Origin of the sequence: Bradyrhizobium sp., from assembly GCF_022844465.1 — a bacterium.
Lineage (GTDB): Bacteria > Pseudomonadota > Alphaproteobacteria > Rhizobiales > Xanthobacteraceae > Bradyrhizobium.
In genome coordinates, this window is sequence record NZ_JALHLP010000023.1 from 55255 (window position 1) to 69734 (window position 14480).

The 14480-nt window shown below is 63.0% G+C and carries 13 protein-coding genes; 4 read left to right on the forward strand and 9 right to left on the reverse strand.

The window, feature by feature from the left end; all coding sequences use genetic code 11:
• Positions 1-22: 22 nt before the first annotated feature.
• From Q0D31_RS22360 to Q0D31_RS22375, 4 genes are all read right to left on the reverse strand, one after another.
• Positions 23-1615, reverse strand: a complete 1593-nt coding sequence (locus tag Q0D31_RS22360; RefSeq protein ID WP_291856168.1) for a sulfite reductase subunit alpha — start codon at positions 1613-1615, stop codon at positions 23-25.
• Entirely contained in the window at positions 1612-3396 is a 1785-nt protein-coding gene (locus Q0D31_RS22365) for a NirA family protein (protein ID WP_291856170.1), read from the reverse strand. Before Q0D31_RS22365 ends, Q0D31_RS22360 begins: the two co-directional genes overlap by 4 nt.
• Positions 3397-3722: 326 nt before the next feature.
• Positions 3723-4889: a CmpA/NrtA family ABC transporter substrate-binding protein gene (locus Q0D31_RS22370; protein WP_291856172.1), complete on the reverse strand. Its 1167-nt coding sequence runs from the start codon at positions 4887-4889 to the stop codon at positions 3723-3725.
• The gene (locus Q0D31_RS22375) at positions 4886-5476 is read right to left on the reverse strand and encodes an ANTAR domain-containing protein (RefSeq protein ID WP_291856174.1); all 591 of its coding nucleotides are present in this window, start codon (positions 5474-5476) and stop codon (positions 4886-4888) included. Before Q0D31_RS22375 ends, Q0D31_RS22370 begins: the two co-directional genes overlap by 4 nt.
• Before the next feature lie 111 nt (positions 5477-5587).
• Here Q0D31_RS22375 and rimO point away from each other — a divergent pair, with 111 nt between their 5' ends.
• Positions 5588-6913, forward strand: a complete 1326-nt coding sequence (gene rimO / locus Q0D31_RS22380) for a 30S ribosomal protein S12 methylthiotransferase RimO (RefSeq protein WP_291856176.1) — start codon at positions 5588-5590, stop codon at positions 6911-6913.
• Positions 6914-7151: 238 nt separating this feature from the next.
• Positions 7152-8348: an acetylornithine transaminase gene (locus tag Q0D31_RS22385; RefSeq protein WP_291856178.1), complete on the forward strand. Its 1197-nt coding sequence runs from the start codon at positions 7152-7154 to the stop codon at positions 8346-8348.
• Between the two features lie 147 nt (positions 8349-8495).
• Here Q0D31_RS22385 and Q0D31_RS22390 read toward each other — a convergent pair whose 3' ends face one another.
• The 3 genes from Q0D31_RS22390 to pcsA all read right to left on the reverse strand — a co-directional run bounded on the left by Q0D31_RS22390 (position 8496) and on the right by pcsA (position 11024).
• The gene (locus Q0D31_RS22390; RefSeq protein WP_291856180.1) at positions 8496-9470 is read right to left on the reverse strand and encodes a quinone oxidoreductase; all 975 of its coding nucleotides are present in this window, start codon (positions 9468-9470) and stop codon (positions 8496-8498) included.
• Between the two features lie 97 nt (positions 9471-9567).
• Positions 9568-10293 carry a TerC family protein gene (locus Q0D31_RS22395; RefSeq protein WP_291856182.1) on the reverse strand — a complete coding sequence of 242 codons (726 nt, stop codon included), beginning with the start codon at positions 10291-10293 and terminating at the stop codon, positions 9568-9570.
• Positions 10290-11024: a phosphatidylcholine synthase gene (gene pcsA, locus Q0D31_RS22400; RefSeq protein WP_291856184.1), complete on the reverse strand. Its 735-nt coding sequence runs from the start codon at positions 11022-11024 to the stop codon at positions 10290-10292. Before pcsA ends, Q0D31_RS22395 begins: the two co-directional genes overlap by 4 nt.
• 129 nt (positions 11025-11153) lie before the next feature.
• On the opposite strand from pcsA, the gene Q0D31_RS22405 reads away from it, so the two are divergent.
• The gene (locus tag Q0D31_RS22405) at positions 11154-12344 is read left to right on the forward strand and encodes a UbiH/UbiF family hydroxylase (protein ID WP_291856186.1); all 1191 of its coding nucleotides are present in this window, start codon (positions 11154-11156) and stop codon (positions 12342-12344) included.
• Between the two features lie 37 nt (positions 12345-12381).
• On the opposite strand, the gene Q0D31_RS22410 is transcribed toward Q0D31_RS22405, so the two are convergent.
• A complete protein-coding gene (locus Q0D31_RS22410; protein ID WP_291856188.1) occupies positions 12382-13335 on the reverse strand; it encodes an AEC family transporter in 954 nt (317 codons plus the stop codon).
• A gap of 122 nt (positions 13336-13457) precedes the next feature.
• On the opposite strand from Q0D31_RS22410, the gene hspQ reads away from it, so the two are divergent.
• Positions 13458-13790, forward strand: a complete 333-nt coding sequence (gene hspQ / locus Q0D31_RS22415) for a heat shock protein HspQ (RefSeq protein ID WP_291856190.1) — start codon at positions 13458-13460, stop codon at positions 13788-13790.
• Positions 13791-13852: 62 nt separating this feature from the next.
• Here the strand turns inward: hspQ and Q0D31_RS22420 are convergent.
• Positions 13853-14480, reverse strand: a 628-nt coding sequence (locus tag Q0D31_RS22420; protein WP_291856193.1) for an invasion associated locus B family protein, incomplete at its 5' end; no start/stop codon positions are given.

The window sequence follows — 14480 nt, forward strand, 5'->3', positions numbered from 1 at the left end:
GGTGGGCCGATTTTTGATCGGATCAGTACACGTCCTGCTGGAACCGGCCCTTTCTCTTGAGTTCCGCGACAAAGCTGACGGCGTCGTCAGTGGTCCGGGCACCGTACTGTGCGACGATATCGACCAGCGCGCGCTCGACGTCCTTGGCCATCCGCTTGGCGTCGCCGCAGACATAGACGTTGGCGCCCTCGGCGAGCCAGGTCCACAGTTCGCCGCCGACCTCGCGCATGCGATCCTGGACGTAGAACTTCCTGTCGCTGTCGCGCGACCAGGCCAGCGACAGCCTTGTCAGCAGGCCTGAGCTCTTCATGGCGTTGAGCTCATCCGCATAGAAGAAGTCGCAATCGCTGCGCTGATGGCCGAAGAACAGCCAGTTCCTGCCGGGCGCGCCGGTGGCGCGGCGATCATGCAGGAAGGCTCGGAATGGCGCGATGCCGGTGCCGGGTCCGATCATGATGATGGGCGTCCTCGGATCCTGTGGCAGCGCGAAGCCATGCGCTTTCTGCACATAAACTTTCACCTGCTCTCCCGGATTGATACGTTCGGCAAGGAACGTGGAAGCAAGGCCAAGCCGCCGGCGCTTGCCGATGACGTAGCGGACGCAATCGACGGTCAGGGAGAGTTTCCCCGGCGTAGCGTTGTTCGACGACGAGATCGAGTAGAGCCTTGGCTGCAACGGCTCGAGCGCTTCGACAAAGGCCTCGGGGTGGGGACGGACCCCCGAGAACTTCTGCAGCGCCGCCATGACATCCAGAACCTCCGCGTCGCCGTCGGGATCCTCGCCCTGGGCCAGCGCCCTGGCCTTTTCGCGATAGGCGCCGCCGGTAACGAAAGAGATCAATTCGAACAGCGAGTCCGGTGCCGGAGACAGCGAGACGTCGTCGATCAAGACTTCGCGCAAGGTCTTGCCATTCACCCGCGTCGTGTGCGACGCGCTGAGAAGCGCAATGATCTGGTCCACCAGCCCGACCTCGTTGCGCGCGAAAACCCCAATGGAATCGCCAACGACATAATCGAGACCGCAGTCCGACAGATCGAAATCGATATGCCAGGTCTCTTTTTCCGAGCCCTTCTTGTTCAGCAGGCGACGGGACTGGAAGATCGCGGGAATCGGGTTGTCGCGCGATCGTCCAGGCGGCGCTGCGACCGTCGGCGTAGCCGGCGGAGCAGAGGACGCCAACGGTTGCGCTGCCGGCGCCTTGTCGATGTCCTCAAACAGTGATTTCAGCATCCGCGCGGTTTCCTTGCCGCCGGGGACGCAGAGATTGAGCCGCGTTTCACTCCGGTTTGCAATCGCCTCCGAATAGTTGTGGCAGTCGTAGCCGCACTGGCCGCAGTCCTGCTGGGCCATGGCCGCCATCATGCGCCGCCGCAACGGGCGGCCTTCGGCAAGCTTCATGCGATCGGCAATCGGCATGGTCTGGTCATGCCACGGCGCCTCGCCGTCATCGCCGTCGCCATGCATGACCACCGCGCCCTGCTCCGCCGTCAGCGGTGTCGGCGCGTCAAACATCAACCCGGCAAAGAACCCGTTCAGCCAGGAACGCTGCGCTTCGGAGAACGGCGCGTTGGAAGGGATGATCTCGATTTTCGGTGGAGGCGTGATCTGGTTCATGACGACACCTCGACCTCGGCAAGCCTGCGCAGCGCTTCCCCGTCATGGCGGCGCGCAAATGCAAGAAATGTTTCCCCGGGCGAGGCGCGATGCGTCAGATAGGCTTTCAGCAACCGCTCTACCGTTCGCGGCGCGTCTTCGGCCCTGAGATCGCGATAGACTTCCTGCCCGATGTCGGCATCGGGGCCAAAGCCTCCGCCCGCGAACAGGTGGTAACCCTCGACGGTGTCGTCGCCATCGCCGACGGGCACTTTGGCTGCTATCAGCCCGAGGTCGCTGATATAGTGCTGCGCGCAGGAATGATGGCAGCCGGTGAGATGGATGTTGAGCGGCGTGTCGATGTTGACGCGCGGCTCGCACCAGTCGGCGATCTCGGCCGCGTGGCGCTTGGTGTCCGACGCCGCGAATTTGCAGCCGGCATTGCCCGTGCAGGCGATCAGCCCGGCGCGAATCTGCGAGGCCTCCGCCGCCATCCCGATCGTCTTGATCGCGGCGATTGCGAGCTTGATGCGATCGTCGCGCACGCCCGAAATCAGCAGGTTCTGCCAGACCGTGAGGCGGATATCGCCGTCGCCGAGGTCCTGCGCGATCCTGGCAAGCCCTCGCATCTGCTCGCAGGTGAGCTTGCCGAGCGGCAGCGCGACGCCGATCCAGTTCAGGCCTTCCTGCTTCTGCCTGTGGACGCCGATATGCGCCATGCGGTCGAACGCCGGGCGCGGCGCAATCGCTTCCGGAGGAACACGGATGAGGGCACGGCCGAGTTTTTCTTCGACGAGGGCGAGATACTTGTCCATTCCGATCGCGTCGATCACGTATTTCATTCGCGCCTTCAGGCGATTGGTGCGGTCACCGGTATCAATGAAGACGCGAACGATCGCGTCGGCGACCCCGGTTGCATCCGCCGGCCGGACGATGATGCCGGTGTCGCTGGCGAAGTCCCTGTGGCCGGTAATGCCGCCCAGGCCGAGGCGGAACCAGATGCCGGGCTCGACGCCGAACCCGTCTTTGACCTCGACTGCGGAGAACGCGATATCGTTGGTATCTTCCAGCACCGCGATCTTGCCGGCGCCGTCGAAGGCAACGTTGAATTTGCGTGGCAGTCCGGTCAGCGAACGGTCGTTGAGGATATGATAGTGCCACGCGCGGGTATATTCGCGGGTGTCGAGCAGTTCCTGCGGATCGATCCCCGCCGTCGGCGTGCCTGTCACATTGCGGATGTTGTCGGCGCCCGAACCGCGGGAACACAAGCCGAGCTCCTGGATGCCTTCGATCAACGCTACCGAATTGCTGAAGGGAATTTCGCGCACCTGCAGATTTGCGCGCGTGGTGACGTTGCAGAACGGCCCGCACAGGTGCTCGGCGAGATCAGCCATTCCGGCGAGCTGCCAATGCTTCATGATCCCGTTCGGAATCCGCAGCCGGCACATGTAGGAGTCCTGCGCCGGCGCGACGTAAAACAAGCCGTAGTAACGCCAGCGAAAATTGTCGGCCGGGCTCGGCGGCACGTTGTCGAGCGCCTGCTGCTTCAGCCGCGGATAGGCATCGAACGGATGTTCCTCTCGCTTGAATTTTTCCTGATCGGCGAGTTTCTTGCCGGAGGCCGTGACCTTGTCCTGCGCCTTGATGTGCGCGGCATCCGGCCCGATCGGTTCCGCATTGGCCTTGCCCGAACCGCCGCCGAGGCCGCGGCCGACCCGGCTGATCTGCAAGCCGCTCGTAAAGCCTTCCAGATAGCGCTTCTGCTCGTCGGTAAAGTCGACTGGGAGCGTTTCAATCTTCATGGTGCGCGACGAAGCTCCTGCGGCCACGATGAGGTGGCGTCAACGATTTGGGTGTGACCGCTCCGGCCTGGCAGAGCAGCGGTTCGACCAGCTTCGTTGCTGCGGAAGTCCATCCTGGATATGCGCCGACGGGCGTCTGCGCTCACCGGCTGCACTGCACCATTCAAGTTGCGTGCCAGATCAACTTGAAGAAATGTACCGCTATTTCAATTGGTTGCGCGGATGTTCGGGCAGCGATGGGGCACGCTTCATTGCTCGTTTGGGCACATGCCCAAAATTTAGCCGATACCTCTGCCCTTGCCCGAGGTTGCTTGCGCCGAGCTGGCTCAGGATTTCCAATGACCGATCTTGAACGCCTTCAGGTGACTGGTGATATCGGTGGGATCGAACGCCGGGCCAGCGAAGGCTCCGATGGCATCGGTAGCGTCTGGCGTCCTGCCCTGTAGCCCCATGGCGGCATCGTATAGGTTGGGCTGGAAGACACCCATCGCGGTTCGAAGCGCGTCCGGCCGCATCGCCGTCTGGCCCCAGCGCACCATCTGCGCGTAGAGCCAGGCAGCCTGCGCAGGATCGGGCCGCGCAGCGCCTTCGCGCCCGATGAGAAGATAGCGGCGGCTCTCACGCCGGTCCCCGCCCGGGGAAACCTTGAGGCGGCCGTCGAGGGTGCGTTGGATCACTTCGGCTTCGACGCCAATTCTTTCGGGCTGAGCCAGCAGGCGGGCGACCTCAGCGCGGTTTTCCTGCCGTTCGATGAACTCGGCCGCGCGTGACGCCGCCCGGATCAGGGCTGCCAGCACGTCCGGATTCCTCTCCGACCAGTTCTGCCTGACCGCGAGCACCTTTTCAGCGGCCCGCTCCAGGATATCCGAGACGAAATGCAGGATGTGGCCGACACCCAAATCGACGGCGACCGAATTCCAGGGCGCGCCGACGCAGAATGCATCGACATGGCCATTGGCGAGGCTGTCCACCATGTAGGGTGGCGGCAGCACGACCAGGCGCACGTCCTCGTCGGGATCGACGCCGCCTGCCGCCATCCAGAACCGGAGCTGGTAGTTGTGGGTGGAGAACGGGAATGTCATGCCGAACGTCAAGGGATCGGCACCGATCCTGCGTCGCCTGGCGACAACGCGGGCCAACGCCCGCGCGGTGGTCATGGGATCCAGGCCGTCGCCCTCCCGCTCGCTCATGATGGCCGCATGCAGTTCCGGCGACACGGTAATGGCATTGCCGTTCAGGCCCAGATTAAACGGCGCCACGATCGGGACCTTGACGTGCCCGAGCCCGAGGCTCGAGGCGATCGCCACCGGCGCCAGCAGATGAGCCGCGTCGAACAGGCCGATGTTGAGCTTGTCGCGGATATTGGACCACGACACCTCCCGCACAAGCGTGACATCGAGTCCTTCGGCCGCCGCAAAGCCCTTGTCCACGGCGACAATGAGCGCGGCGGCGTCGACCAGAGGGATGAAGCCGATGTGCAGCGGTGTCGTCATTTCAGCAACTCCGACGCGGTCAGGATCGACTGCGCGATCTCGCCTATCTTCTTCTTCTCGCGCATCGCCGTGGAGCGCATCAGCACATAGGCCTCGTCCTCCGTCAGGCCCTTGACCTTCATCAGGATGCCCTTGGCGCGATCGATGACCTTGCGCTCCTCGAGCGCGGACTTGGTGCGGTCGAGTTCGTCCTGCAGTTTCGAGAACGCATTGAAGCGGGAGATGCAGAGGTCGAGGATCGGCTTGATCCGCTCCTTCTTCAGGCCATCGACGATATAGGCGGAAACCCCGGCATCGACCGAGGCCTGGATCGAGGCCGAGTCGCTCTGGTCGACGAACATGGCAATCGGCCGGCGCACCGCGCGGCTGACCTGGAACATCTGCTCCAGCACGTCGCGGCTCGGATTTTCCAGGTCAATCAGGATGACGTCGGGGTCGAGCGCATAAATTCGCGCTAGCAGGCTCTGCATTTCGCTGATATGAACAACGCCGGTAAAGCCCGCCTCCCGCAATCCCTCTTGCAGGATCGCGGCACGGATCGGGCTTTCGTCGACAATGACGATTTTCGGCGACGACTCGGCGTTCATCGGTCAACTCTTAACCCGGCACGCATCCATAGCACGTCGGACGCCGGCGCAAAGCCTTGTAAATATGAGCAAATAGGACTAGCTCCTGCTTATCAATCAGGCAGATCCGATATGCAGCAGGCCGCCGCGCCCAAAGTCAGCTTTGTTTCGCTTGGGTGCCCCAAGGCGCTGGTCGATTCCGAGCGCATCATCACCCGGCTGCGCGCCGAAGGCTACGAGCTGGCGCGCAAGCATGCCGGCGCCGACATCGTCATCGTCAATACTTGCGGCTTTCTCGACAGCGCCAAACAGGAGTCACTCAGCGCCATCGGCGAGGCGATGGCCGAGAACGGCAAGGTTATCGTCACCGGCTGTATGGGCGCCGAGCCTGAACAGATCGAGGCGGCCTATCCCGGCGTGTTGTCGATCACCGGCCCGCAGCAATATGAGAGTGTACTGGAGGCCGTGCACCGGGCGTTGCCGCCGGTGCACAATCCGCACCTCGATCTGATGCCGCCGCAGGGCGTCAAGCTGACGCCCCGGCACTACGCGTACCTGAAAATCTCGGAGGGCTGCAACAATCGCTGCAGCTTCTGCATCATCCCGAAACTACGCGGCGACCTGGTATCGCGACCCGCCGGTGAGGTGCTGCGCGAGGCGGAAAAGCTCGTCGCCGCCGGCGTCAAGGAATTGCTTGTTATCTCGCAGGATACTTCCGCCTACGGCATCGACATCAAGTATGCGGAGAGCCCCTGGAGAGATCGTCAGGTCCGCGCCAGATTCTTCGATCTGGCAAAAGAACTCGGCGATCTCGGCGCCTGGGTTCGGCTGCAGTATGTCTACCCCTACCCGCATGTCGACGAGGTCATCGGCCTGATGATTGAAGGCAAGGTTCTACCCTACCTCGACATCCCCTTTCAGCACGCCAGCCCGGAAGTGCTGAAGGCGATGAAGCGCCCCGCCGCGCAGGAAAAGACGCTGGCGCGGATCAAGAAGTGGCGTGAGCAATGCCCTGACCTGACGCTGCGCTCGACCTTCATCGTCGGGTTTCCCGGCGAGACCGATGCCGATTTCGCCTATCTGCTCGACTGGCTCGAAGAGGCCGAAATCGATCGCCTCGGTTGCTTCAAATACGAGCCGGTCGCGGGTGCCGTCTCGAACACCCTCGGCCACGCCGTGCCTGACGAAATCAAGCAGGAGCGCTGGAACGCGCTGATGGCGCGGCAGCAGAAGATCTCGGCGCGGCGGCTGAAGCGCAAGGTAGGCACACGGCAGCAGGTTATCGTCGACGAGGTCGGGCCGACCGTCGCGAAGGGACGTTCAAAGGCCGACGCGCCGCAGATCGACGGCGCGGTCTATCTGAGCAGCCGCCGCCCGCTGAAGGTCGGCGAGATCGTCTCGGCCAGGATCGAGCGCGCCGACCAATATGACCTGCACGGCAGCGTCGCGGGGTTTTAACCCCGAAACCGCTTGACAGGGCCAGCCATCGGGTTGTATCGCCCTGCGCCATGAAGTTGAACCGGACCAACCGCCACACCTGCTTGCGTCGTCGCTCGATCGACGATGATGGGTCGCGCCGTGTCCGACGACAACGCTGATTAACTAGTTCAGCAACGTTTTCGAGAAGGCCGCACCCTCAAAAGTGCGGCCTTCTTGCGTTTCGGCCTGCTTTTCACCCCCACCCTCGGAGATCGACATGACCAACGCCACCGAACCATTCGACGCGCTGATGGACATCACCGCGCGGCCGCCCGCCGTCTTCGTCAAGGGCGAAGGCGCCTATCTGTGGGATGACAGCGGCAAGCGTTACCTCGATTTCATGCAGGGCTGGGCGGTCAATTGCCTCGGCCATTCGCCGGCGATCGTGGCCGACGCGCTCGCCAGGCAATCAAAGCTGCTGCTGACGCCGAGCCCCGCCTTCTTCAATGAACCGAGCCTGAAGCTGGCCAGGGCGCTGGTTGCCAACAGCTGCTTCGACCAGGTGTTCTTTGCAAATTCGGGGGCAGAGGCAAACGAAGGCGCAATCAAGCTGGCGCGGAAATACGGCGCGAAGCACAAGGGCGGCGCGTTTGAAATCATCAGCTTTGTCGGCGGCTTTCATGGCCGCACGCTGGCGACCATGTCAGCATCGGGCAAGAAGGCGTTCGAGCCGCTGTTCGAGCCCAAGGTCGCCGGTTTCCCCAAGGCCCGGCTCAACGACCTCGATTCCGTCAAGCAACTCATCTCCGACAAAACGGTCGCGGTGATGCTGGAGCCGATCCAGGGCGAAGCCGGCGTGTGGCCGGCAACCGATCAGTTTCTGAGGGAGCTGAGGGCGCTGACCGAGGCGCACGGACTGCTCCTGATCGTCGACGAGATCCAGACCGGCATGGGCCGCACCGGAAAACTGTTCCACTACCAGCATTCCGGGATCGAGCCCGACATCATGACGCTTGGAAAAGGCATCGGCGGCGGCGTGCCGCTGGCGGCCCTGCTCGCGACCGAACACGCTTCCTGCTTCGAGCATGGCGACCAGGGCGGCACCTTCAACGGCAATCCGCTGATGTGCGCCGCCGGGCTCGCGGTGCTTGAACATGTGGCCACGCCGCACTTCCTTAAATCCACCGCGGACGCCGGATTATTCCTGGAGAGCCAACTGCAGAAGCTTTCGGCGCGGCACGGGCTGGGTGAGGTGCGCGGCCGCGGGCTGCTGCTGGCGCTCGACCTCAAGCTGCCGATCGGCGCCTCGATCGTGGCGCAGGCGTTTGCCGAAGGCGTGCTGTTGAACTCGCCGCAGCCGGACGCGCTGCGCTTCATGCCGGCGCTCAACGTCACGGCGGACGAGATATCGGCAATGATCGATTGCCTCGACACGATTTTGCTCAAGGCCGGCGCGGCGAGACGGGTGGCTTGACGTTCTCTCCGTCGTCATTCCGGGATGGTCCGTAGGACCAGACCTCAGATGCGCAATTGCGCATCGGGGAATCTCGAGATTCTCAGGTGCGCAGTTGCGCACCATAGTTCGATGCTTTGCATCGCCCCGGAATGACGACCGAGAGACTTAAGGCCTCAAGATCCCCGCGCCAGTCGTGGCCCTGCTCTCAAGCTCCGTATGCGCCTTGGCCGCATCCTTCAACGCATAGGCATGGTTGATCGGCACGTGGAGCTTGCCGTTGATGACCGCCGCGAACAGCGTGTCGGCGCCTTCGAGCAGCTCCTTGCGCGTGCTGACGTAGTCATTGAGCTTTGGCCGGGTCGCAAACAGCGAGCCGTGATTATTGAGCTCCGCAAGCGCAAACGGCGGCACCGGGCCGGAGGCGTTGCCGAAGCTTACGAACAGGCCGCGTGGTCGCAGGCACGACAGGGAGCCCGGGAACGTGCTCTTGCCGACGCCGTCATAGACGACGTCGCAGAGTTCATTGCGGCTGATCTGCTTGACCCGCGCGACGAAATCCTCCTCGTTGTAGAGAATGACGTGATCACAACCATGGGCGAGCGCGAGGTCCGCCTTGGCCTTGGAGCCGACGGTGCCGATCACGCGGGCGCCCAGCGCCTTCGCCCATTGGCAGGCCAGCAGGCCGATGCCGCCGGCCGCGGCGTGGATGAGTACGCGATGTCCCGCCTCCACCTTGAAGGTCTTGTGCAGGAGGTACCAGACCGTCAGCCCCTTGAGCATCAGGACGGCGGCCTGCTCGTAGGTGATGTGGTCGGGGAGCTTGACCAGGTTGTCCGCCGGGATCACCCTTTCGCTGGCATATCCACCGAGGGTGAAATAATAGGCGACGCGGTCTCCCGGGTGAAAGTTGGTCACGCCTGCGCCGACGGCCACGACTTCTCCCGCAGCCTCGTTTCCCGCGATAAACGGCAGGCCTGGCGCCTTGTAGAGTCCGGTGCGGTAATAAACGTCGATAAAGTTCAGGCCGACGGCATGCTGGCGGATTCGAACTTCGCCCGGGCCCGGCGCCGGCACGTCCACGCTCTCATATATCAGCGCCTCCGGACCCCCCACCTTGTGCACGCGCACGGCCTTGGCCATGACAGTCTCTCCCTCGGCTGCGTCGTCCTGAAGCAGCCCACTTCAGGCGAAACGAAGGCCATCGCCGCCGCCTTGTCAACTAGCCGGCCAAAGCCGGCTACCTGGCAACTTTGACCCGGTTGCGCCTTGCGAGCACATTGAACAATTCGACGGCGGCCGAGAAGGTGATGGCAAAATAGATGTAGCCGCGGGGGATGTGGAACTTGAATCCGTCAGCCACCAGCGCCATGCCGATCAGGACAAGGAACGCCAGCGCCAGCATTTTCGTGGTCGGATGCTCGGCCACAAACTTCGCCACCGGGCCCGACGAGACGTACATCACGATGCAGGCGATCACGACGGCCGCAACCATGATCTCGATCTCTTCCACCATGCCGATCGCGGTGATGATCGAGTCCAGGGAAAAAACGAGATCGATGACGATGATCTGGATGATCACCCAGAAGAACGCGCTCGCCTTGGGTTCCTGGTCTTGCTCGAAATGACGCGCCTCGACCTCGGCATGAATTTCGTGGGTTGCCTTGGCGATCAGGAACGCGCCGCCGCCGATCAGGATGATGTCACGCCACGAGAACGCGATATTTTTGACGGTGATGACAGGTTCTTTGAGACCTATCAGCCAAACCAGCACGCTCAGAAGGGCGATGCGAAACACCAGCGCCAGCAGCAGTCCGATCTGACGGGCGCGCTTGGCCTGCTCGGGCGGCAGGCGCGAGACGAGAACCGAAAGAAAAATGACATTGTCGATACCCAGCACGATCTCGAGCGCTGTCAACGTCAACAGCGCCGCCCAGGCCTCCGGGCTCGTCAATAATTCCATCATGTCTTGAACAACCTCATTCGGCGAATCACCGCGTCGCTTCCCACGATGTAGGCCGCTATGGCGCAAAGCACGGCGACGACCGGCGCCCCCACATTGAAATCCCGTACCAGCGTGTAGATCGCAAGCACGGCCCACACCGCGATCAGCCACAGATTCAGCCAGCGCAGACGCACGACCCGAATCGGATGCAATACGTGAAACGGCGCGAACGTCAGCGCCACCAATACAGCGATGCCCAGGGTGGAAAGAACCGGCGGCAAGTGCAGCAGGAACAGGTAGAATGCGGCGGCGTTCCACAACGCCGGAAAGCCGCGAAAATGATTGTCCGCCGCCTTCATGCGTCGGTCCGCGAAGTAGAGCGCGCCCGACACAACAATGCCAATGCCGAGAACTGGCGCCGCCAGCGGCAGCAGCATCCCGCTCGCCGTGATTGCATAGGCCGGAATAAACACGTAGGTCACAAAATCGATGACGAGATCGAGCACCTCGCCCGACCAGTTCGGCTGCAGCCGAATGACGTCCAGCTTTCGCGCCAGCGGGCCGTCGATCGCGTCGATGATCAAGGCCACGCCAAGCCAGCCGAACATGTTGGCCCAATGCTCGCGCACCGCTTCCAGCATCGCAAGCAATGCCACTCCGGCGCCCATCGCCGTGAATATGTGCACGGCAAATGCTGCGGCCCGGGCCCGGCTCGTCGCTGGGTCGGAAACTGGCTGGCTGATCTGGTCCATCTCGCCATCATTGCTAACAGGAATCGCCCCGATTTGCATACACGTGCTCGCCGCGTTCCGCCACGTAACCGATGCATTTCGACGGGCAGACAGCTTGAAAAAGTCGTTCAAAACGTCAATTGTCCCGGCATGAATGATGCGTTGCCAGCCTACGATGTCGTCGTGATCGGCGGCGGGCCAGCCGGTTTGACCGCCGCCATCGCGCTGGCCGCGACCGGCGCCAGAACCGCCCTGCTCGCCCGCCGCTCGCCCTACCCCGACAACCGCACGACCGCGCTGCTGGGTCCTTCAATAGACCTGCTCGAACGCCTGGAGGTCTGGCCGCGTTGCCGGAGCCACGCCGCCGCCTTGCAAACCATGCGCCTCGTCGACGACACCGGCCGGCTGATCCGCGCCCCCGAAGTGCGGTTCTCCTCGCAGGAGATCGGCCTCGAGCAGTTCGGCTACAACATTGAAAACCGGTCGCTGATGGTCGCGCTCGAAGAACGCGCGGCCGAAATGGCGGTCCTGACCCGGTTCGACGACGAGGCAACCGCCATCGAGCCGCTGGAGGCGACCGTTTCCATCCGTACAGGCAAAGGCGATCGACTTGCGGCGCGGCTGGTGGTCGGCGCCGACGGACGGCAATCGGCGTCGCGCCAGGCCGCCGGAATTGCGATCAACCGTCGCGATCTGCATCAGTCGGCGCTAACCTTCAATATTGCCCATTCGCGGCCGCACGCCAACGTGTCCACCGAGTTTCACACGCCCCAGGGCCCCTGCGTGTTTGTTCCCCTGCCCGGCAACCGCTGCAGCGTGGTTTGGGTTTCGACCACGAGGGAGGCCGAACGGCTGATGTCGCTTGGCGACGATGAGCTATCGGAGGCCGCGGAAACGCAATCACATTCGATCCTCGGCCGCGTACACGTCGAAGCCGGTCGCAGCCTGTTTCCTCTGGCGATCGAACGTCCGACGAAGTTCGCCAGCCATCGTGTCGCGCTGGTCGGCGAATCCGCCCATGTGCTGCCGCCGATCGGCGCGCAGGGTCTCAACATGGGATTGCGCGATGCCGCCGATATTGCCGATATCGCGGGCAAAGCGATCGCGCTCGGAGAGGATCCGGGATCGCCGTCCGTGCTGGATCGCTACCAGTCCGCGCGCCGTTCCGACGTTACGAGCCGGATGATCGCAATTGACATCGCCAACCGCTCGCTGCTTGCCGATTTCTTGCCGGTGCAATCGCTGCGCGCGGCCGGCATGCATCTGCTCGGCGGCTTCGGCCCGCTGCGACGGCTCGCCATGCGCGAGGGACTTGCGCCGACCTGGCGCAGGGTCGGCTAGACCGGTTGGCGGCCGCTCGTTTTCACCGGAAAGCCGTTCAGGGAAACACCAGTCGTCCGCTCTGGATCAACCACATCACGCCGGTCAATGTGACCACGGAGGCGAAGGTCCCGATCAAGACCGCAACCGAGGCCGGCTCGATCCAGGTATTGTTCTGCCGGGCGATCACGAACACGTTCAATGCCGGTGGCAGCGCCGCCATCAGCACCGCGGTCGCCGCCCAGGGTTGAGCGAACGGACCGAACAACAACATCAACCCGAACACGATCAGCGGATGGATCAGGAGCTTCACGGCGATGATGCCGGGCACCTCCCACGGTACGCGATCGAACGGGCGGAGCGCGACGGTAACGCCCAGCACGAACAGCGCCGTCGGCGCCGCCGCGTTCTGCAGGAACAATAACGTGTTGCCAATCGCCACCGGCAGCCGGATCTGGAACGCCGCCGCGAGCGCGCCGGCGACGGCCGACATGATCAGCGGATTCAGCGCGATCTGCCGTGCCGCGACACCAACGGCGTGCAGCATGGACGGATGTTCACGACCGGTGACCGCGATCAGGAGCGGTACGATCGAAAACAGGAAGATGCTGTCGCAGCAGAAGATCAGGGCCGTCGGCGCCGCCGCCTTGCTGCCGAGCACGGCTAGCGCCAACCCGGGGCCCATATAGCCGATATTGCCGTAGGCGCCGGCGAGGCCGGCGATGGTGGCCTTGCGCAACGAAAGCTCACCGATGGTGCGTCCCGCGATCATGGCAAGCACAAAGGCACTCACGGTCCCGAGCGTGGTGGCGATCAGGAAAGGCGGGTTATTCAGTTCGGAGAACGGCGTCTCGGACATGATGCCGAACAGCAGCGCCGGCAGCGAAACGTAAAGCAGGAAGAAGTTCATCCAGGCCAGGCCGGATTCCGGCAAGCGCCGGGTCTTTCCGCACGCAAAGCCGATGAAGATCAGGCCAAAATAGGGTAACGCAAGGTTGAGAATATCGACCATCGCCGGAACATCTTTTCGTCAGTGATTTCGGGACCATGGCGGCAAACTCGGGCTCGACGCCTGAACATTAAATCCGGCCATGCCTCTAGCATCGGTCACGATCATGGTCTATTCGACGGGACATGATCAAAGCGCGCACCGCCAAGTTTCAGATCGGTCAAATCGTCCGCCACCGGGTGTTCTCTTTCCGTGGCGTGATTTTCGACATCGATCCGACATTCAACAACACCGAGGAATGGTGGCTGTCCATTCCCGAGGAGGTCCGGCCGCACAAGGACCAACCATTTTATCATCTGCTGGCGGAAAACTCGGAGTCCGAATACGTGGCCTATGTCTCCGAACAGAATCTTCTTCCCGATGATTCCGGCGAACCGATCCGACATTCGCAGGTGGCCGAAATTTTCGTGAAGGATAAGTCGGGTGGATACCGACCGCGCAATCCGTCGCTCAACTGATTCTGCCGATCGAATTGAAAAAGGCGCCCGGTTGAGGCGCCTTTTTTCGTCCAGCAAGGGTCTTACTTGGCGGCCGGATTGGCCGGACCACCCGCGGGCGGATTGGCTTCAAGCCTCTTGCGCGCCTCTTCAGCCCGTTTTTGCAGTTCTTCCTGCAGTTTCTTCTGGTTTTCCTCGAAAACCTTCGGGTCGGTCGGCGGCCCGTCATAGGCCTTGGCGAATTCACCCGCCAGCGGCAACGGCAGCGTCAACGGCGCGCCGTTGGAGTTGATCGCCTGAACGACGAGGTTCTGTCCCTTCTTCATGGCGCCGATCATCTCGGGCGTGGCTTCGTAGTCGGACATGCAGCCGTTCTGGAAGCAGATCACATAGGGGCTCTGCTGCGGTGCGTTGCCGTCAACGATCACCCGGGTTCCGTGAGTCAGCTGCATGCCGAGCGGCAGTGTCACGCGCAGGATCTTCTTCGGCTCGCCTTCCGGCTCGATGATGACGGCGGCGATCACCGGCTGGCCGGATTCGATACGACCGTCCTTGCCGGTAAAGCAAACCTGCTTGGCGCCGGCCTCCTGCCCCTTGAGGCAAAACTTGGTCCAGGGGGCGTAGATCAGCTGAACCTGCTGCTCCGGCGGCTGGGCCGCGGCAGCAGGGGCGCCGGCCGGCGGGGCCTGGGCGGCGGGAGCCCCGGCCGGC

Bases quoted from the DNA above. Each gene is read 5' to 3' on its own strand.
- Q0D31_RS22360 (WP_291856168.1), bottom strand. From the start codon at position 1,615: ATGAACCAGATCACGCCTCCACCGAAAATCGAGATCATCCCTTCCAAC.
- Q0D31_RS22365 (WP_291856170.1), bottom strand. From the start codon at position 3,396: ATGAAGATTGAAACGCTCCCAGTCGACTTTACCGACGAGCAGAAGCGC.
- Q0D31_RS22370 (WP_291856172.1), bottom strand. From the start codon at position 4,889: ATGACGACACCGCTGCACATCGGCTTCATCCCTCTGGTCGACGCCGCC.
- Q0D31_RS22375 (WP_291856174.1), bottom strand. From the start codon at position 5,476: ATGAACGCCGAGTCGTCGCCGAAAATCGTCATTGTCGACGAAAGCCCG.
- rimO (WP_291856176.1), top strand. From the start codon at position 5,588: ATGCAGCAGGCCGCCGCGCCCAAAGTCAGCTTTGTTTCGCTTGGGTGC.
- Q0D31_RS22385 (WP_291856178.1), top strand. From the start codon at position 7,152: ATGACCAACGCCACCGAACCATTCGACGCGCTGATGGACATCACCGCG.
- Q0D31_RS22390 (WP_291856180.1), bottom strand. From the start codon at position 9,470: ATGGCCAAGGCCGTGCGCGTGCACAAGGTGGGGGGTCCGGAGGCGCTG.
- Q0D31_RS22395 (WP_291856182.1), bottom strand. From the start codon at position 10,293: ATGATGGAATTATTGACGAGCCCGGAGGCCTGGGCGGCGCTGTTGACG.
- pcsA (WP_291856184.1), bottom strand. From the start codon at position 11,024: ATGGACCAGATCAGCCAGCCAGTTTCCGACCCAGCGACGAGCCGGGCC.
- Q0D31_RS22405 (WP_291856186.1), top strand. From the start codon at position 11,154: ATGAATGATGCGTTGCCAGCCTACGATGTCGTCGTGATCGGCGGCGGG.
- Q0D31_RS22410 (WP_291856188.1), bottom strand. From the start codon at position 13,335: ATGGTCGATATTCTCAACCTTGCGTTACCCTATTTTGGCCTGATCTTC.
- hspQ (WP_291856190.1), top strand. From the start codon at position 13,458: ATGATCAAAGCGCGCACCGCCAAGTTTCAGATCGGTCAAATCGTCCGC.